This window comes from Photobacterium sp. GJ3 (genome assembly GCF_018199995.1).
Classification (GTDB): Bacteria; Pseudomonadota; Gammaproteobacteria; order Enterobacterales; family Vibrionaceae; genus Photobacterium.
Genome location: NZ_CP073578.1, coordinates 1,867,675 through 1,887,168, shown reverse-complemented (window position 1 = coordinate 1,887,168; position 19,494 = coordinate 1,867,675). Strand labels below are relative to the sequence as shown.

The 19,494-nt window shown below is 52.2% G+C and carries 15 protein-coding genes; 7 read left to right on the top strand and 8 right to left on the bottom strand.

What is annotated here, in order from left to right; genetic code table 11:
• Positions 1 to 169 precede the first annotated feature (169 nt).
• Positions 170 to 1,846 carry a CHASE domain-containing protein gene (locus tag KDD30_RS08415; protein WP_211645394.1) on the top strand — a complete coding sequence of 559 codons (1,677 nt, stop codon included), beginning with the start codon at positions 170 to 172 and terminating at the stop codon, positions 1,844 to 1,846.
• A gap of 12 nt (positions 1,847 to 1,858) precedes the next feature.
• Here KDD30_RS08415 and KDD30_RS08410 read toward each other — a convergent pair whose 3' ends face one another.
• From KDD30_RS08410 to KDD30_RS08380, 7 genes are all read right to left on the bottom strand, one after another.
• Positions 1,859 to 2,293, bottom strand: coding sequence for an META domain-containing protein (locus tag KDD30_RS08410; protein ID WP_211645393.1), 435 nt, complete (start codon positions 2,291 to 2,293; stop codon positions 1,859 to 1,861).
• Between the two features lie 101 nt (positions 2,294 to 2,394).
• A complete protein-coding gene (locus KDD30_RS08405; RefSeq protein WP_211645392.1) occupies positions 2,395 to 4,035 on the bottom strand; it encodes a mechanosensitive ion channel family protein in 1,641 nt (546 codons plus the stop codon).
• Positions 4,036 to 4,119: 84 nt separating this feature from the next.
• Positions 4,120 to 4,452: a hypothetical protein gene (locus tag KDD30_RS08400; RefSeq protein WP_249199041.1), complete on the bottom strand. Its 333-nt coding sequence runs from the start codon at positions 4,450 to 4,452 to the stop codon at positions 4,120 to 4,122.
• Between the two features lie 274 nt (positions 4,453 to 4,726).
• The gene (gene pstB, locus KDD30_RS08395; RefSeq protein ID WP_211645390.1) at positions 4,727 to 5,476 is read right to left on the bottom strand and encodes a phosphate ABC transporter ATP-binding protein PstB; all 750 of its coding nucleotides are present in this window, start codon (positions 5,474 to 5,476) and stop codon (positions 4,727 to 4,729) included.
• A gap of 16 nt (positions 5,477 to 5,492) precedes the next feature.
• On the bottom strand, positions 5,493 to 6,311 hold the full coding sequence (gene pstA, locus KDD30_RS08390; protein ID WP_371826089.1) for a phosphate ABC transporter permease PstA: 819 nt from the start codon (positions 6,309 to 6,311) through the stop codon (positions 5,493 to 5,495).
• 74 nt (positions 6,312 to 6,385) lie between these two features.
• Positions 6,386 to 7,297: a phosphate ABC transporter permease subunit PstC gene (gene pstC, locus KDD30_RS08385; RefSeq protein ID WP_211649742.1), complete on the bottom strand. Its 912-nt coding sequence runs from the start codon at positions 7,295 to 7,297 to the stop codon at positions 6,386 to 6,388.
• A 93-nt stretch (positions 7,298 to 7,390) separates the two neighbouring features.
• The gene (locus KDD30_RS08380; RefSeq protein WP_211645388.1) at positions 7,391 to 8,209 is read right to left on the bottom strand and encodes a phosphate ABC transporter substrate-binding protein; all 819 of its coding nucleotides are present in this window, start codon (positions 8,207 to 8,209) and stop codon (positions 7,391 to 7,393) included.
• Positions 8,210 to 8,793: 584 nt separating this feature from the next.
• Here KDD30_RS08380 and KDD30_RS08375 point away from each other — a divergent pair.
• A complete protein-coding gene (locus KDD30_RS08375) occupies positions 8,794 to 10,425 on the top strand; it encodes a methyl-accepting chemotaxis protein (RefSeq protein WP_211645387.1) in 1,632 nt (543 codons plus the stop codon).
• Between the two features lie 245 nt (positions 10,426 to 10,670).
• On the opposite strand, the gene KDD30_RS08370 is transcribed toward KDD30_RS08375, so the two are convergent.
• Entirely contained in the window at positions 10,671 to 13,487 is a 2,817-nt protein-coding gene (locus KDD30_RS08370) for an FAD-binding and (Fe-S)-binding domain-containing protein (protein ID WP_211645386.1), read from the bottom strand.
• A gap of 227 nt (positions 13,488 to 13,714) precedes the next feature.
• On the opposite strand from KDD30_RS08370, the gene KDD30_RS08365 reads away from it, so the two are divergent.
• From KDD30_RS08365 to KDD30_RS08345, 5 genes are all read left to right on the top strand, one after another.
• A complete protein-coding gene (locus KDD30_RS08365) occupies positions 13,715 to 14,617 on the top strand; it encodes a LysR family transcriptional regulator (protein WP_211649740.1) in 903 nt (300 codons plus the stop codon).
• A gap of 65 nt (positions 14,618 to 14,682) precedes the next feature.
• Complete coding sequence (locus KDD30_RS08360) at positions 14,683 to 15,072, top strand: DUF805 domain-containing protein (protein WP_211645385.1); 390 nt, start codon at positions 14,683 to 14,685, stop codon at positions 15,070 to 15,072.
• A 151-nt stretch (positions 15,073 to 15,223) separates the two neighbouring features.
• Positions 15,224 to 15,589, top strand: coding sequence for a hypothetical protein (locus tag KDD30_RS08355; protein ID WP_211645384.1), 366 nt, complete (start codon positions 15,224 to 15,226; stop codon positions 15,587 to 15,589).
• A 59-nt stretch (positions 15,590 to 15,648) separates the two neighbouring features.
• A complete protein-coding gene (locus KDD30_RS08350) occupies positions 15,649 to 17,760 on the top strand; it encodes a protein-disulfide reductase DsbD (protein ID WP_211645383.1) in 2,112 nt (703 codons plus the stop codon).
• Positions 17,753 to 18,271: a protein disulfide oxidoreductase gene (locus KDD30_RS08345; protein ID WP_211645382.1), complete on the top strand. Its 519-nt coding sequence runs from the start codon at positions 17,753 to 17,755 to the stop codon at positions 18,269 to 18,271. The genes KDD30_RS08350 and KDD30_RS08345 overlap by 8 nt, the downstream gene beginning before the upstream one ends.
• Positions 18,272 to 19,494: the final 1,223 nt, after the last annotated feature.

Genomic DNA, 19,494 nt, shown 5'->3' with positions numbered 1-19,494 from the left:
GTACTGGGAATTCAAAGCAGTGTAAACATCTAGACGTCTATAAATAATTTCATTCGGGCTGAATAGCAGCCGCATATTGAGAATAATTACTGATAAATTGGCAAATATTCAGTCAGTCACATACAACTAGGATGACACAGGTGAAACTTCAACATCGCAAGGGAAATCAATGAAGCAGCAACGTTTGACTGTGATGGGGTCATTGCTGGCAGCAGGACTGGTGCTGTCGGTTGCCCTGTGGTTTTTCTTTAGTCACCTTGAAACCAACCGGATCCAACGACAATTTCAGTCGGATGTGACGGAAACCGGGCATGCGTTTATTCAGGCCATGAACGCGCATTTTGAAGCGCTCTATTCATTGCAGTTAACGCTGGATACGCAGGGCATTCCTGACGCGGAAGGATTTGAGACCCTGACCGGAAAAATCCTTCGCCGTTATCCGGCCATCACTGCGCTGGAATGGATCCCGGAGGTCCCGCAGGAACAGCGTGATGCACATGAAGCTCAGGCGGCAAGATGGCTGCCGGGATACGTTGTGACGGAGCAGGTCGCATCTGGCGAGCGTGTCGCTGCGGGAGAGCGAAGTGTGTACTATCCGGCACTGTATGTCGCGCCGATGGCCGGAAATGAAGCGGTGATCGGGTACGATCTGGGTGCGCATGCATTTCGATTTGAAGCTGTTCAAAGGGCGCGGGACAGTGGCCGTCTCCAGTTAACGGTGCCTTTGCAACTGCGTCATCAGGGGGAATCGCAGGGGATTCTCAGTCTCTTGCCTGTGTATGAATTTCCGGAACCGATGTCCTCGGTTGAACGTCAGGAAAGCCTGATTGGTTTTGTCGGGGGCGTGTTCAGTCCGGCACATATTTTTCTGTCCTCGGCTGGAAATCAGGTGGTCCAACCTTTTTCTTTTACTCTGATTGATACGCTGGCCCCGGCGGGGAACCGGGTCGTTTTCAGCTTGGTTCCTGAAGCTGAGAAAGGGCTGGCCAGTCAGCAAACGCGTTTTCATTACGTTCAGAAAAATCTCGCATCTGATCAGGTCTCCGGGAATTATGATACCCGCTATCGATACGTTCATCAGGTACTGACGAAAGGGGGCCGACGCTGGGTGATCGAAGCCATGCCCCGGCTTGAGTATATTCAGGCGCAGGCTTCATTGATGCCCTGGTGGATTTTCGGGGGTGTAAATCTGTTGTTCATCCTGGCTGCCACCGTCCTTTTCTTTGTGTTCAAACGGGATCAGCAGACGTATGATCAACTGACGGCACAGCATGACAAATTACGGGCCGTGAATGAAAAGCTGGAACGACTCAGCCTGAAAGATCCGCTGACCGGTATCGCTAACCAGCGCGCGTTTGAAGAAAGCCTGGATATCACGGTACGAATTGCCCGGCGGGATTTATCACCGATGGCGCTGCTGGTGATCCAGATTGATGATGTTGCGATGTTCGCAAATCAGTTGTCGCCTGAGCAGTTTGAAGACAGTGTTCGCCGACTGGCGGCAGAACTGAGCAGAACGCTGAAGCGTCCGGCGGATGTGCTGGCCCGTCTGGATGATGATCGCTTTGTGGCGATTTTGCCCAATACGAATAATGGCGAAGTGGTGGCAAGGCAATTACGCACGGCGGCGGAACGCTTGAATCTGGCAGAGCAGACGACGCATTCGTCTCCGTATCTCACGATTTCCATCGGAGCGCTGACGGTATTTGATCTGGAAGGGTTGACGGCTGAAAGCGTGTTTCATTTTGCCGAATCGCAGCTTCAGGCCGCCCAGCAGGAAGGACATCAGAAACTGAGTGTGCGGGTGATCAGACGGGAAACCTCAGCCGAGCAGGTGCTCGACTGAGGGAGCTGTAGATTACATGGACTGGGTGGCTTTAAAAGTCAGCGTGTGCTGCTGAGTCGTCAGCGTCAGAGTATTGCCGCTGATTTCTGCGTTGCTCCACTGGCTCAGTGTGTCACTCATCACGCGCTCCAGTTTCATGGCATCTTCCGGACAGGCCATCATGGTCATCCCCATTTTTTCAATCCGGAATTTCCCGTCTTTCACTTCAGCACTGCCGAAGTAGCGGTTACAGCCAGAGTGGCCGTGCGCCATGGTGGTGTTTTCAAACCCCAGAGTCGGCACCGCACCCATGGATGGAATGGTCACCGTCTGATTATCGATTTTCGTCAGTTCCCATTCATACTGTGTCAGATCATCCGATGACTTCGAGGCAGTGCTGCCGCCGGTCCCGGCGCAGGCAGATAAAAACAGGGCAGTGCCCATGGCTGTCAGCAGGTGTTTCTTCATTGGTTTTCCCCTGAGATGGATGAGAAATTTTTGACTTTCGGGAAGGCAAAAAATTCCGCGCGCAACTGATTTTATTGTAGAACCGATTTGCGCGCTGTTGGTTATTGATTCGAATCGTCTGATTTGACCATGTGTAAATGCACATCCTGCTGTGGGAAAGGAATGGTCAGCCCGGCCTGATCGAAACGGAGTTTGACCTCCCGGGTGACATCCCAGTACACATCCCAATAGTCGTCGGTTTTAACCCAAGGGCGGACGATAAAGTCCACCGATGAGGAATTCAGTGTATGGAGTTTGATGGTTTTCTCCGGCGCCCGCAGGACAGCCGGGTGCTGGTCGATAATTTCATGTAAAACGGCTTCGGCTTTCTCAATGCTGTCGTGATAGCCGATGCTGAAGACCATATCGACCCGGCGCACACGTTCATGTGTCACGTTCTTGATGGTATCGCCCCAGATCTTGCTGTTCGGGACAATAATGATCTGATTGTCGAAGGTCCGAATGGTGGTGTTCACCAGACTCATATGACTGACTTTCCCCGACACACCACCAGCTTCTACAAAATCACCGACATCAAATGGCCGGTAAATCAGCAGCATCATGCCTGAGGCGAAGTTTGACAGCGTATCCTGCAATGCGAAACCAATGATCACACCCGCGACCCCGAAACCGGTCAGGACCGGCGCAAGGTTGAGTCCGATTTGCGACAGGGCAATCAGCAGGCCGATGAAAAAGACGGTCTTCCCTGACATCGAAATAAAGAAGTCCTGCATCAACTGAGACATTTTCAGATTCGGCGAGGAGACGGCGCGTTTCACAACCCGGCGGGTCAGATTTTTCAGCAACCGGAAAATCAGAATCACCAGCACAAAAATGAAGACTTTGAACAGCACTTGCGGCGTGTTGTCGATCAGCCAGTTTTTGAGTTTTTCTGTCCAGGTGGAAAGAATGGAGTAGATCACCTGAACGTTCAGAATGTTATTGGTCAGATCGCCGGTGACTTCAAATTGCTGCATTTTGTATGTTGATGTATCGATCTGTGCCTTATCGCCTAAGGTGATCAGATAATTCAGCCGATCCGTATCGCTGGTGACTTTGCGTTGCGCCAGAATATGCATCAGCTGAAGGGTGGCTTTTTCGCTTTCAGATGCATCTTTCAGTTGCTTCGTCAGTACTCGTTCCTGCTGGTTGTTGTATTCCAGCGACGCGGAAACGAACTCAAGACGTTCTGAAATACGCTTCGACAACTTGGTTTTCTCTTTTTCAGCCGGAATGCCCAGTTGCTCCAGCCAGAGATAGTTTTCCCACTGATCCCCCAGCATTTCTGCAGACAACAGGCGTTCTTCATTCAGTTGTTTCTGTTTCAGCAGTTGCTCTTCCTGAGGGGCTGCATCCATGACGCGTTCGTCGGAATTAATTTTTTCATTCAGATAGTTATCCGCAGCGGCTGTGTAGCGGATCTGATGTTTGACAGACTGAATCAGCGTGTTTTCAGCACCTTCAGGCGGGTGATTCACCAATTCGCCGAGCAGTTCTCTTAAGTCATTGTTTTTATTCAGAACCTGCATCCGCAGTACATCCCGGCTGGAACCGGCACGCTGCTGGCTGGCCTGGTACAGTTCAGTGACTTCCTGATTGAGCTGGGCGAGATCGTCCAGTTTGTTCGGGGTGCTTTCCGGTTGTGCCAGTGTGCTGACACTCCAGGTAAGGCAGAGGAGGAGGAGTAAAAACTGACGTATCATTCAACATTTTTCCGGGTAAATAAAAGAACAAAACGCGGTCACCGGGGTGCCGCGAAACAATCATGGTCTAGGGTGTCATATTTTTCAGCGTAAATCTTGCTGACACAAGAACTGATGTTGACCAAACTGCCAGCACCAGTCAGGCGTCCATTCTTCCTGATTCAGAATGATCAGCATAGGCCGTTTCACCTGATGCAGCATATACCAGAGCGCCGGGTAGTGTCGCTGGTCACAGATCAGCGTGTCGCAAGCCGAGACGGCGATCGTTTCAGCCAGCAATTGCTGGTGGCTGCTTTGAGAATAAACAAACGACATCAGATGGTTGAGCCGGCAAAATGCGGCGAGTTGCTGAGAAACGATACGGGATGACTGGATAATGCCTGTCAGACGCGGTTTTCTCTCCAGCGCGGTTAACATGTCTATCCATGATCTTGCTTGTGAAATTACTTGGCTTTTTTGCATTTTAAACACCTGACTGCGAACAACGGCCTGGCTGGTTCTGAAAAGAATAATTCAGTGTTCAGTTGCAGTGTATGGCGGCTCTAAATCGCAAATGTCAGAGACGGGTAAAAAACATGCAAAAAAAAGCCCCCAGATTCAGGGGGCAAGTGTTTACCATCGCTATTATTATCCTGGCGTTTCGAGGAAGGCAGGTGATCCCTGCACAAAACAAAGCGGGCGGGCTGTTAAATCAGCCGAAGTCACCGTTGACATAGCCGCGAGTGCGATCATCACGCGGGCTGTTGAACAGGGCGTGCGTATCGTCATGCTCGACTAATTCACCCATCAGGAAGAAGGCAGTGCGGTCTGAAATCCGGCGTGCCTGCTGCATGGAGTGCGTCACGATCACTATGGTGAAATCCTTTTTCAGCGACTCCATCAGATCTTCAATCTTCTTGGTGGCAATTGGATCCAGTGCGGAAGTCGGCTCATCCATCAGGATCACTTCCGGTTGCATGGCAATGGTGCGGGCAATACACAAACGCTGTTGCTGGCCACCTGACAGACCAAAGGCGTGGGATTTCAGGCGATCTTTCACTTCATCCCACAGCGCAGCACCGCGCAGGGATTTCTCGACCACTTCATCTAACTGCTTTTTATCGGTCACGCCTTGGGCGCGCAGGCCGTAAGCAACGTTCTCGTAAATGCTCATCGGGAATGGATTTGGTTTTTGGAACACCATGCCGACTTTGATACGCAGTTTGGACACATCGATGTTGCCATACACGTCTTCGCCATCCATGGTCAGCTTGCCTTTGATTTTCACGCCTTCAATCAGGTCGTTCATGCGGTTCAGGCAGCGCAGCAACGTGGATTTACCACAACCGGAAGGGCCGATCAGTGCTGTGACCTGACGATTTGGAATCGGCAGGTTAATTTTCTTCAGGGCCTGGTTGTCGCCGTAAAACAGGTCCAGATTTTCAATGCTAAATTTGTTCATGTGTTTTTCCTCGAAATCAGTAAGTCGCCGTGTTGAAACGTTTTGCAATCAGCTTGGTAATCAGGTTAATGACCAGAACCACAACAATCAGAATGGTGGCCGTTGCGTAGGCCTGGTGCCATTCATGAATGGTGTAGAGTTCCTGAGTCAGCTTGTACAGGTGAACGGTCAGCGTCCGGCCGGAGTCCAGCAGACTTTCCGGAAGACGCGCCACCATACCTGCTGTCATGAAGACCGGCGCTGATTCACCGATGACACGACCTACACTGAGGATGATAGAAGTAACGATGCCTGGCATTGCGCTGGGCAGAATCAAACGCCAGATGGTGTAAATTTTAGAAGCACCCAGACCGTAAGAACCTTCGCGATAGGTTTGCGGTACAGCCATCAGGGCTTCTTCTGTGGTACGGATAATGACGGGCAGAATCAGGATACTCAGCGTCAGCGCACCAGACAGAATCGAGAAACCGAATCCCAGGACGACGACGAAGAACGTCATCCCGAACAGACCGTAAATAATGGACGGAATCCCGGCCAGTGACTCGGTACAGAAGCGGATCACTTTCACCAGACGGCTGCCGACTTTGGCATATTCGGTCAGATATATGGCCGTCATAATGCCGAGCGGCGCTGCAACCAGAATCGATGCCAGCACCATATAAATGGTGGAGACAATCATCGGCCAGATCCCGGACTCTTCGCCCAGCGTGGTGTAGTTACTGGAGATAAACGTCCAGTCTACATAGGACAGGCCGTTGCTCAGAATGTACCAGACCACCCACAGCAGAAAGCCCACAGTGATGGTGGCGCACGTCCAGATCACGCCCAGATACATTTTGTCTTTCAGGTTTTGTTTTGCAGGATTACCGGCCTGCTGAATGAAATTCGAATTTGAAACAGTCATTGTGATTACCTCGCACGCTCACGGTTCAGGTAGAGCAGGGCCGCATTCAGCATCATGATAAACACCAGCAGGACAATGCCTGTGGCATACAGTGCGCTGGCATGAATACCGGTGGCGTAGGACATTTCGATCGCAATGTTTGCAGTCAGGGTCCGGGCGGAATCAAGAATACCGCGTGGCAGTGCCGGAGAGTTCCCCATGACCATGATGATCGCCATGGTTTCACCCAGCGCTCGGGCAATCCCCAAAATCACACCGGTCATGATGCCTGAACGTGCTGCTGGCACCAGCAGTTTGAAAATGGTGAAAATGTGCGAGGCACCCAGTGCCAGCGAGCCCTCTTTATAACTGCGCGGTACCGCACGAATCGAGGTTTCTGAAACCGTGATCACCGTGGGCAGAATCATCACTGCCAGAACGATAATCCCGGCCAGAACCGTATTCCCGGCCGGAACTTCAAAGACGTTCTGAATCAGGGGAACGATAATCACCAGGCCGAAGAAACCGTAAACTACAGAAGGGATGCCTGCCAGTAGTTCCACCATCGGGCGAATGATATCTGCAACGCGCTTTGGCGCGATTTCAGCAATGAAGATAGCGGTCATCACACCCACCGGGACACCCAGAATCACCGCCCCTGCTGTCGAGACAACAGATGCGACGATCATCGGGAAAATACCGAATAATGCAGGTGGCAGCCACTCATCACCCAGAACAATCCCGCCAACACCGGCTTCTGCAAACGCGGCATAGCCTTCACGGAAAATAAAATAGGCAATGGTGATCAGAGAGAGAATGCCCAGAACGGCACTCGCTAAAAACAGATATTTGAAGAAGAGTTCACGCCAGTCGATTTTGTCCGCAGCTTTCAGTGCGGCTTTTTTATTGGCGCTTTCAAGGTTGTTTGCGATGGTCATCATGCTTACTCCAGATCCTGAAGGAATTCATTCAGGTACTGAGGAATCAAAATATCCGGCCTGAAGGTCAGGCCGGACAAAAGGTATGGCAAATTAGTGTGTTGCAATGAAGCCTTTGTCAGAAACAATTTTCTGAGCGTCTGCAGTTTTGATCCAGTCCAGGAAATCCAGGGCAGCTTTTGAAGGACGGCCTTCTTTATAAACGACCAGGAATGGGCGCTGAACTGAGTAGTCACCGGTTTTGATGGCTTCAACAGATGGCTGATGACCTTCAATCGACAGTGGCTTCACAGAGTTGTCGACAGAGCCCAGAGAGATGTAGCCGATTGAGAATGGGTTGCTGGCAACCATTGTTTTCAGCTGACCATTGCCGCTGGCAACCTGAGCACGCTGAGAAATGGCAGAAACACTTTTACCGTTCACTTTACGTTTCAGAGACATGATGTCTTCGAAGGCGCCACGGGTACCCGAAGCGGTATCGCGGGTTGCAACTACGATTGGCTTGTCTTCACCGCCGACTTGCTTCCAGTTGGTGATTTCGCCTTTATAGATTTGAGACACTTGTTCTTTCGTCAGGTCTTTGACTGGGTTGGAGTTGTGAACCACAACGGCGATACCGTCACGTGCAATCACAACTTCTTGAATGTCAGCTGCTTTTTCAGATGATTTGAGAGCACGTGAGCTCATCCCAAGGTCAGCAGAACCGTCGTGCGCTGCACGAACACCGGCAGATGAACCAGGGCCTTGCACTTCAACAACAACGTCATGCGTTTTTGCATAAGTTTCGCCAAAAACTTCCATCAGCGGGCTTACAGAAGATGAACCGACCACTGACACGGTTTCGGCCGCCATGGCCGGGTTGAAAATCATTGAGCCTGCTACTGCGATTGCGCCGAGAACCTTTGCTTTCATTTTCCTAATCCTTTCGATTTTGGCGTGTTTGCCAATCATGTGTTTAACGAACGAGGCACAGGTTAGGAGAGTTTTATGACAGGTCTGTTACAGAATGTTGAACACTCTATGAACGTCGGAGTAAGTGGCTGATACATAGCGTAAAAGCCTGAAATAGCAGGAATTAAGATTTCGAAAATGAGATTAACTATGCCTGACAGCGATAATCAATGCCAAAAAGAGCGACGATTTTTGGGATGAGTCTCTCGCCATCACGGACCGCCAAACTGCATCGTCGGTGATTTATTTCACTTCAATGACATTTGTACTGATGCCAGAAAGCATGAAATAGGTCGTGTGTCAGATCCATGTTCACAGGACTCACGAATATAGGTGTCTGGTTTCACTTGCAATTGTATACATTGGTGAAGTAGAGAAAATGTTGACTTTCAACTCAAATTTAAACTTCCTGATAAGTTTTATGCAAAAATTTGAGCCTGAGTGGCATTATGGCATTCTCTTGCAGCATTTTATTGCCTTCGGTGTTCAATTTGTGAATAGTTTGTGAACACTACTATCAGTCAATCGGTTGTTGGGATACTTTCATGCAGTTAAGTCATTTATCGATTCGCAACAAAATTCTTGTGCTCGGCAGTGCGGTCTCTTTGTTGTTCGTGATTGCCATGCTTTTCATCAAATCGGCCAATGATCGGATTGGCAATAACTTCAATCAGTTTTATCAGCATAATTATCAGGTGTCGTTATTGATCGGCCAGATTCGTCAGGCGCAGGCAGACATCATTGGCAACGTCAGAGGGTTGCAGGTGGTGTATCTGCTCGGCCTGCTGGAACAGGTGCCAGAGTTTCGCGCAATTATCGACGAAAACACGTCCAAAACCCCTGAGCTGGTGAAGGCACTGAAGGCAAATTACAGTGGCGATCCCCAGTTACTGGAATCATTTGAAGACAAACTCCAGACCTACCAGAACAATACCCGGCAGTTTGTCAGCGACATGGAAAACTCACCCAATCATCAGGCCCCTTATCCGGTGTTCAGAGCCTTTGTCGATAGTTATGAAGTGCTGAACCTTCAGTTTGACCAGATAGAACAGGCCAGTAATGACCGGGCTGTTCAGGCCAATGCCGACACCGTGGCGGCCATCAGCAACGCCAATATCGTCTTCTATATTTCTATTCTACTGGCTGTGGTGATTGCTTTTGTATTGAGCCAATGGATCGCGGGTGGACTGGTCAAAGGGATCAACCGGGTGAAAGCAACCGCGGAAGCGCTGGCAAGCGGTCATCTGGATGTATTGTCAGATGTCCCCGGTAAAGATGAAGTGTCTGTGCTGAGCCGTGCCATCGACAGTACAGTCCAGCGTCTGAAAAACACCCTGGGCGGCATTGTCAGTTCCAGCAGCCTGGTGGCGGAGAACAGTCGGATCCTTCAGGAAGCCAACAACAATATTCAGGTTGCTGCCGGGGAAGTGTCGGAACATACCATTCTGGCGGTTACCGCGATTGAAGAGTTGTCGACAACCAGTAAGAGCATTGCTTCCAACACCTCGGATTCTGCCCGAGCTTCCGATCAAATGATGGGACTGGCCCAGCGGGGGATTGAGTCATCCAATCATACCCAGTCCGTCGTGCAGCGCTTGGTGTCCACCTTGCAGGAAACGTCTGGTGTGGTGAATGACCTGCATGGCGAATCCAGAAAAATTGAAAGCATTCTGGAAGTGATTCGCGGGATTGCGGAACAAACGAACCTGCTGGCACTGAACGCCGCCATTGAAGCCGCGCGTGCCGGAGAGCAGGGCCGTGGTTTTGCTGTGGTCGCCGACGAGGTTCGCGGCCTGGCACAACGCTCTCAAACTTCGGTGAATGAAATCGAGCAGATGCTGACTCAGCTGCAACAGGCATGCGGCAGTGCTGTCGATATGATGGCCGACAGCACGTCAGAGGCGGATCAGGCAGAATCTCGCATGGCTGAAACCAATCAGCTGCTGGCCGACATCATGAACATGATCCACGAAGTGAATGAGCAGACCCAGCAAATCGCCACGGCTGCTGAAGAGCAGAGCGCAGTGGCTGCAGATATCAGCCAGAATATTCACACAGTCCAGGCCCTGTCGGATAAAACCTCAGCCATTGCGTCCGATACGGTTCAGTGCAGTGACGACATGCAGCGCGTCAGCCAGGACGTGAGAGAGCAGGTGAGCTTCTTTCAGGTTAAATGATTGTAAAATCACAAATAATAAACCCGCCAAATGAAGTGTCATTGGCGGGTTTTTTCTTTACCTGTAAGACCTAAAGGCATTACTGATATTAGTGCTCGCCCCTCAAAATGACTGTCTTAAGGGTGAGAAATGAGCGCTGGTTAACACTTTCAGGTGAGCATTTATTCTCGTGGATTGAAATATTATGCATCCGGGTGAGCATGTTTACTCACCCGTGCATGATCATCCAATCTATCCTCGGTGGGTCAGTGTGCCACTTCGTCGACGAGATACAGAATCGACTCGTAGGGAATACCGCTGTGGTGCGATAAGCCAATTTCACAGGTTCGGCTGTTACTGAAGCCCCGAGTGCATTCATCCGGGATTTGCGCTTTCAGGGGCGACAGGGATGCCGCGTTCAGTTCGGGGGTTGTAAAGCCTTTATCACCGGCCCAGCCGCAGCACTGAATATGTTCCGGCACAACCACTCGGCTGGCGCAGGCATTGGCCAGCTCTATCATTTCATGTTCCAGCCCCATGCGGCGGCTGCTGCAGGTGATATGGAGCATGATGGTTTCCTGTTTTCGTTTCAGCGTCAGATGCGGCATCAGATAGTGCAGCACCAGACCGACCGGCTCAACGATGTGCATGAGTTTGGTGAAGTGTTCCAGACTTCGCTTGGCACAGGGGCTGGTATCGATCAGCACCGGATAGCGGCCATGCTGACTGGCTTCCCAGAGCGAATCCTCGAGCTGACTGATTTTCTGACGTGCCGGTGCCTGCATCCCTTTGCTGTCGTAGGGCATCCCGCAGCAGAGATCATTGACTGTTTCCGGGATGATCACATCAAAGCCGGCCTTCTCAATCAGTGACAATGTCACTTCTGTCAGGGAGCGCGTGTCCGGGTTGTCAGATTGCTGGCCCATGGTCCGGCTGGCGCAGGACGGCATGTAGACAATCTTTCGCTCGCCGTGCGACTGAGTGCTGCTCGCCTGACTGAGTTGATGCCGGTTCATCATGGGCAGCTCGGGCAGCCATTGTGGCGTCCGGCCCTGGCTCAGACGATGGAGGCGATCGCTGATCCGGGTCAGACGTGCTTCACCCAGCAGGGACTTCGCTGAGTGTGCGCTGCCCAGTCCGGTTTTTACCAGTCGGGTGGTGGTGGCGAAATGATTGGCCGTCCAGCGGGCAATGGGTGTAAAACGCTGATATTTTTCGGTGCGCAGCTGCTTGATTAAATCCCCGGTATTGATGCCAACCGGGCAACGTTCTGCGCAGAGCCCGGTTGCAGCACAAGTATCGATCCCCTGATAGTTGAAGACTTCCTCCAGTGCTTTGGCTTCAGCTGTTTGGCCTTGTCTGCGGCGGTGCTGCAGCTCCCGGTACAACACAATGCGCTGTCGCGGGGAGAGAGACAACGTCCGGGACGGACAGACCGGTTCACAAAAACCACATTCAATACAGCGATCAACCCGTGGATCTGCGGCTGGCATCGGCTTCAGGTGAGTAATATGCGCTTTGGGATTGTCGTTGATGATGACGCCGGGATTGAGCAGGCCTTGCGGATCGAACACACGCTTGATGCGTTGCATCAGCTGATATGCATCTTTTCCCCATTCCAGTTCAACGTACGGGGCCATGTTCCGGCCAGTCCCGTGCTCGGCTTTCAGCGACCCCTGATATTTCACGGCCACGAGTTCCGCAACGGCATCCATAAACGCGCCATAGCGATCAATTTCTGTCTGAGTGTCGAACCCCTGCGTAAAGACAAAGTGCAGGTTTCCTTCCAGCGCATGGCCGAAAATGATGGCTTCGTCATAGCGAAACTGTTCAAACAGGGCCTGTAAATCCCGGACGCCTTTGGCGAGATCGGCCACCGGAAACGCGACATCTTCAATAATGACCGTGGTGCCGGTTTCCCGCACCGCCCCCACCGCCGGGAACATGCCTTTCCGGATCGCCCAGAGTGTGTTCACCGTGGTGGGTTCCGAGGTGAAGGGGACGGACTCAATAATGGTGAATGCGGCCATGCTGTGCATGATGGTTTCGCATTGACTGAGCAACGCTTCTTCAGAACCTGCACGGCTTTCCACCAGCAAGGCCGCCGCTTCCAGATCCAGCCGGGCGATAAACTCGGGCATGCCGGGTTTGTCCGCGACCGACCGCATGGCCCGGCCATCCATCATTTCCACGGCAGAAACAGGCGTTCTGGCCAGCACAGCGGTGGCTTCGCTGGCTTCTTCAATACTGTCGAACACCAGCAGGGCAGAGGCCTTATGCGGATGTTCTTCAACGGTGTTGTAAGTGATATCGGCAATGAACCCTAGGGTGCCTTCAGAGCCAATCATCAGGTGTTCAATGATGTCGATGGGATCCTGAAAATCCGTCAGCGCATTGAGGGCATAACCTGTGGTGTTTTTCAGGCGATATTTATGCTGAATCTTTTCTTTCAGTGCCGGATTGGCCTGGACATCGTCCCGCAGGGCTTCAATCTCGGCCAGCAGGTGTGAATGACTTTGGTGAAAGGCTGCGGTACTTGCTTCATCCCGGGTATCCAGCACTGTCCCGTCAGTAAGCAGCAGAGTCATGCCATTCACAGTCCGAAACGAGTTTTGCGCCGTCCCGCAGCACATGCCGCTGGCATTATTAGCCGCGATACCGCCGATCTTACAGGTATTGATCGAGGCCGGGTCCGGGCCGATTTTACGCCCGAATGGGGCCAGGTAACGGTTGGCATCGGCACCAATCACGCCCGGCTGAAGTGTGATTTTCAGGCCGTTTGCTTCAATGCGATGCCCGCGCCATTGATCGCTCAGTGTGATGAGCACAGAATCAGACACGGCCTGTCCGGACAAGCTGGTGCCCGCTGCGCGATATGTGTAGGGAACGTGCAGCTCGGCACAGAGGGCGATGACCTGCTGAACCTGAGACAGATTGTCTAGCCGGAGTACGATTTGGGGCACCATCCGGTAAAAACTGGCATCGGTGCCATAGGCGAGTCGTCTGGCTTCATCGGTGATGATTTGTGTGGCGTCCAGAACAGGTTCAAGGCGCGAAAGGAGTTGCTGGTGAATGTCTGTCATAGTTGCCCTTGCTCGGAGGCTGAAATCAGTGAAATGCTTTGTTTTTATTTATGAAACATCAGGATGTTTCAAGTGTAGCGTTTGATCACCCGCAGCGGCTGTTTGTGATCTCAGCTTTTCATTGATGGGGTGCTTTTGTGAATCGGTTGTGAACCCTATCGCTTTCTTTTCTTGCAATAAATGGAAATAATGAAATTCATTCCTTCCAAATTTGATTGAATTCGATGATAAAAACAGATGATCTGATCCTGTTCGTTCAGGTGGTTGAAGATGGCTCTTTCAGTAAAGCGGCCGAAAATCTGGGGATCACCGGGTCTGTGGTGAGTAAGCATATTGCCCGGCTGGAAGATGAGCTTGGCGTACAGCTCCTTTTCCGGACCACGCGCAGCATCCGCCTGAGTGAAGCCGGTAAAGTGCTGTATCAGGGCGCAAAGCATGTGAAACAGGCCGCTGCAGAAGCGGTGGATGCCGTGAGCGGATTTGGCGAAAGTCTGAGCGGACACGTCAAAATGTCGGTGCCGACAATTTCCGGCGAATTACTGCTGGCAGAAGCTGTCGCGGGGTTTTGTCATCAGCACCCGAAAATTACCATTGAGATGTCGATGGAAAACCGTTTCGTCGATGTGGTCGGCGAGGGATACGATCTGGTGATCCGCACCGGCTATCTGGAAGATTCCAGCCTGATTGCCCGGCACCTGATTGACTCACAGTGGGTGGTTTGTGCCTCCGAGGCGTATTGCCGTCGCGAGGGCAAACCGGTGTCCCCGGAAGACTTACTTCGCCACAATTGTCTGCAGTATGCTTATCAGTCGACGGGCGCAGCCGAATGGCAGTTTCTGGATGAACAGGGGCAGGGTTACACCCTGAAAATCAGCGGGAACTTCACGACAGATAATGCCGCCGCGTTGCGAAAAGCGACGCTGGCAGGGTATGGCATTGCTTATATGCCGCGTTGTCTGGTGTATCACGATCTGATGGCGGGCACGCTGGTGGATTTGTTGCCGAATCGGGTCGGGAAAAGGTTAGGGATCTATGCGGTCTATCCGTTTACCCGGCAACCGTCACAAAAAATTCGCATGCTGATCGAGCATCTCCGGCAAGCCTATCAGGCGATTTCTCATTATTTTTAAAGACAAAACCGATTTGATTGTGATCTGCCTCCTATAATTGAGTGTAAATGTACTGGGGGCAGAGCATGAATTGGTATTTATATGCGCTGAAAAAGTACGCGGTGTTTTCAGGACGCGCACAACGACAGGAATACTGGTACTTCTTCCTGATCAATCTGATCATTACGCTGGCGTTGGGGATTGTGGATCATCTGCTGCAGACCCCCGGTGCTGAGGATGGAACAGGGATGCTGGGTGGCATTTATTCGCTTGCCGTGTTGCTGCCTTCTCTGGCCGTCGGCGCACGACGATTGCATGACATTGGCCGCTCTGGCTGGTGGATGCTTCTGGTGCTGGTGCCCATTCTTGGCTTCATTGTGTTGGTGATCTTTTTTGTACAGGACGGTCAGCCCGGCGAGAACGAATATGGCCTGAATCCTAAAGAAGAGCCGGGTATGGGGCGGATGTCGGTGTAGTCCGGTGTGCGGCAACGGATACGTCTTGTAACAGACGGAGACTTATCCGGTTCGACGGGTTCGTGCTATCTTGCCTTCCGTTTGAAACTTTTACGGCGCGCCAGCGTCCAACGGCTATCGTTTCCGGTTCACCATCGACATGCAGAGATTGTTGCAACATCCGACAAATGCCCGCTACGCCCTGATGCTGACGCTTTGGGTGATATTGGTGTGTCTGACGAAAAATCTCGGTCTGCTGTCAATGTGTCCGAATGGGGCGTCTGCGGTACAGCATGTGGCGATGGTGCAGCAGGACACTCAGACTTCCGAGGCCACTTCAGCGTCTGAATGTGAGCTCTCCAGCCAGTTAGTGCAGATGCAATGGCAACAGCTGGATTTATTCTTCCTGCCGGTGCTGGGTCTGTTGCTGCTGATTGCCGGACTCTTTGGTGCCAGCCGGATATCTCCGCCGCCTTTTCGGGAGCCGAAGGTTCCCAAACGACGATTACACCTTCAGTTTTGTACTTTCCGTGAATGACAGATCCGTCTCCTGAACCCTTCAGAGAATGTGTCTTGTGAATTCATATAGGAAAGAAAATGCGAAGTAACTCCCTCTTAATATTACGCCTGTTCCGCTTCGGGTGGCTGGGCCTGTGTTTGTGGTTTGCTGCAGCCATTCAGGCGGCGCCAGTCAGTACGCCCTGGTTGAGCGATCCCAAACATCCACCGGTGGAAACACGTTTTGTGCTGACGGGCCAGACTGATCCGTCGCAGGGCACGGTGGCAGGTTATCTGGAAGTCCGGTTAGCCAAGGGCTGGAAAACGTACTGGCGATCCCCGGGTGAAGGCGGTGTCGCCCCTACGATGAACTGGCAGGATTCTGCCAACCTGCGCGATCTGTCCTGGCACTGGCCAGCGCCGGAGCGCTATGACGTGCTCGGTGTGGAAACCATTGGTTATGCCGGGGATGTGATCTTCCCGATGACACTGACGGTCGAAGACTTTTCGCAACCGGTGATTCTGCTGGCAAACCTGAGTTTGTCATCCTGCTCCACCGTTTGCGTGATCACCGATTATCCGGTTGATCTGTCATTTATTCCGTCGGAACTACAGCCATCCGGCCCTGAGGTCAGCCGCTATGCACAGGCGATGAGTCTGGTCCCGGCGGCGCCTGCCGCGCCTGAATCGGTTCGGGCCATCTGGGATACACAGCAGCAACAGTTACAGGTGACGCTGACCAGCCCGCAAGGCTGGCAAGAGCCGGATGCTTTTATCGATGGTGATACCGATGCCGTGAAAGACAGCAGCTTCGCCAAACCCAGTGTGCAAATCGACGGGAATACGCTGACGGCGGTATTTCGTGTGTCCAGCTGGTTTGGTGAACCCGATCTCAGTGGCCAGTCTGTCCGGCTGACTGTGAAAGACCAGGCCATGCTGGCTGAATATCCGGTCCAGGTTGAAGCCGGAGTCATTCAATCAGCGACACAAACCAGCGTACTGGTGATGTTTGGTCTGGCGCTGGTTGGCGGGTTGATTCTGAATATCATGCCCTGTGTATTACCGGTTCTGGGGATGAAGCTGTCAACCGTGCTGACCGCAGAACATCAGGAAAAGCGTCAGATTCGATGGCAGTTTCTGGCATCATCCGGTGGGATTGTCAGTGCTTTCTGGCTGATTGCACTGGTGCTGGGTGTGCTGAAATTTTCCGGTCAGGTGATTGGCTGGGGGATTCAGTTTCAGAGTGCTGGCTTTCTGGCGCTCATGGCGGGCATGACCTTGATTTTCGGCGCCAACATGCTGGGCTTGTTTGAGATTCGTTTACCCTCCGGACTCAGCACCTGGCTGGGCACCCGGAACGGAAATGGCTACAGCGGACATTTCGCGCAAGGGATGTTTGCGACATTTCTGGCTACCCCGTGTTCGGCGCCATTTCTGGGCACGGCGGTGGCTTTTGCGCTGGCGGGCAGTTATCTCCAACTGGCGTGGATCTTTACCGGTCTGGGACTCGGCATGGCACTGCCCTGGATTGTGATTGCGGTGTTCCCGTCTCTGGTGCGCCTGTTCCCTAAACCCGGTGCCTGGATGGGGAAAATGAAGGTCGTGTTTGGACTGATGATGCTGGCGACCACAGTCTGGTTGCTGACGCTGTTGTCTCCCCATTGGCCGATCTGGACCTTGTGGCTGACCGGGCTCGTGGCGGTTGCCGGGATTCTCTGGCGTAGCGTGCGCGTTTATGGCGGAAAATCTGTGGGTGTTCTGAGCAGTGTCTTCCTGCTGGGTGGGGCTGCAGTGCTGCTGATGGGCAGTATGACGGCTGATCGATGGGCAACACCGTTGCCACCGGAACTCGAATGGCAACCGCTGTCGGTTCAGGCGATTGATCAGGCCGTTGCGCAGGGGAATACCGTGTTTGTGGATGTCACTGCGGATTGGTGTATCACCTGTAAAGCGAACAAAATCAGAGTGCTGTTGCAGCAACCTGTCTATGATGCACTTCAGCAGCCGGGCATGGTCCGGATCCGTGGTGACTGGACCATCCCGAATGATACGGTCACGTCGTATTTACAATCCTATGGACGATTTGGTGTGCCGTTTAATATTGTGTACGGACCCGCGGCCCCGGAAGGGATCCCGCTGCCCGTAATTTATACCAGTGAACAAGTGATGCAGGCGATTGAGCAGGCCAAAGGAGAGGCGGAACATGGCTGAGCAAACGACATCGAAAGCGACAGGCTGGAAAAAGTGGCTCAGGGAAATTGCGTTCTTTTCCGTGCTGCTGACGGGGGTGACCGTGGCGGCAGATCTCTGGCGAAGCCAGTCTGTACCGGATGATGTGCCTTTTACGCTGAAAGCGACAGATATTCACGGCCAGCCAGTTGATCTGGCTGCGCTGAGTCAGGACCAGCCCGTGCTGGTCTATTACTGGGCCACCTGGTGTGGTGTCTGCCGTTTTGTGACGCCGAGTGTCAACTGGCTGAGCCAGTATTATCCGACAGTCGGGATTTCGCTCTCATCCGGACCGGATGAAAAGTTGCAGCGATATTTCGAGCATAAAGCGCTGGATTTTCCGAATGTGAACGATCCAAATAATGTGCTGGGCCGCCAGTGGGGTGTGGCTTTCACCCCGACGATCTTCATCGTCCGGGATGGCAAAGTTGAATCCATCACCAGTGGTATCACCACGCCAATGGGGATGCTCGCGCGTCTCTGGCTGGCCTGAGGTGGGTTTTGTCATTTAAATCAATTTATTACCTGGGTTCCCGCCTTTGCGGGAATCCATTCATGAATTTTTCCCTGGGGTTGTGATTTCTTTTGATACCGTCAAAGCAAAAAACTGTCATTCCCGCTTATGTCGTAACTGAAAAATTTATATGATTCATCTACTTACTGTCATTCCCGCGCAGGCGGGAATCCATTCAGCGCTTGCATGTCTAAAGTTGTGCGGGTATGTCGCGCTTGAGAACAGTGCCTAATGCAGCATTTTTTAATGCGCGCCAGATACTCTTTGCTGGCACAAAGAGTATCCAGAAATGCCTTTTGTTTCTCTCGTGTGGTCCGGGCCGGTTGTAGGCGCTCCCGGCGCCGACACCCTAAAAATTCATCCATGAATTTTTCCCTGGGGTTGTGATTTCTTTTGATACCGTCAATGCAAAATTCCGTCATTCCCGCGCAGGCGGGAATCCATAGGGCGCAGGGCTCAAAGCACATGCACAACATCATTGCACAGATAAAATCCCAGCAAAGTTCAGTCATTCTGTAGAACGGTTCACAGCGCTCAGACGAGGCTCCAGCGCATCAACGTCACTGGGTTCCCGCCTTCGCGGGAACGACAAATTTTATATAATTCATGCGATTACCGTCATTCCCGCGCAGGCGGGAATCCATAGAGCGCCGGGCTCAAAGCGCGTTCACAACATCATTGCACAGATCAAATCCCAGCAAAGTTCAGCCATTTTGCAGAATTGTTCATAGCGCGAAGACGAGGCTCCGGCGCATCAACGTCACTGGGTTCCCGCCTTCGCGGGAACGACAAATAATTTTAAATTCATTTACTTACCGTCATTCCCGCGCAGGCGGGAATCCATAGAGCGCCGGACTCAAAGCGCATGCACAACATCATTGAACAGATACAATCACAGCAAAGTTCAGCCATTTTGCAGCATTGTTCATAGCGCTCAGACGAGCCTTCAGCGCATCAACGTCACTGGGTTCCCGCCTTCTCGGGAACGACGAATGATTTTAAATTCATTTACTTACCGTCATTTTCGCGCAGGCGGGAATCCATAAAGCGCTGGGCTCTAAGCGCGTTCAGAACATCATTGAACAGACAAAATCGCAGCAAAGTTCAGTCTTTCTGTCGCATTGTTCACAGCGCTCAGACGAGGCTCCAGCGCATCAACGTCACTGGGTTCCCGCCTTCGCGGGAACGACAAATTTTATATA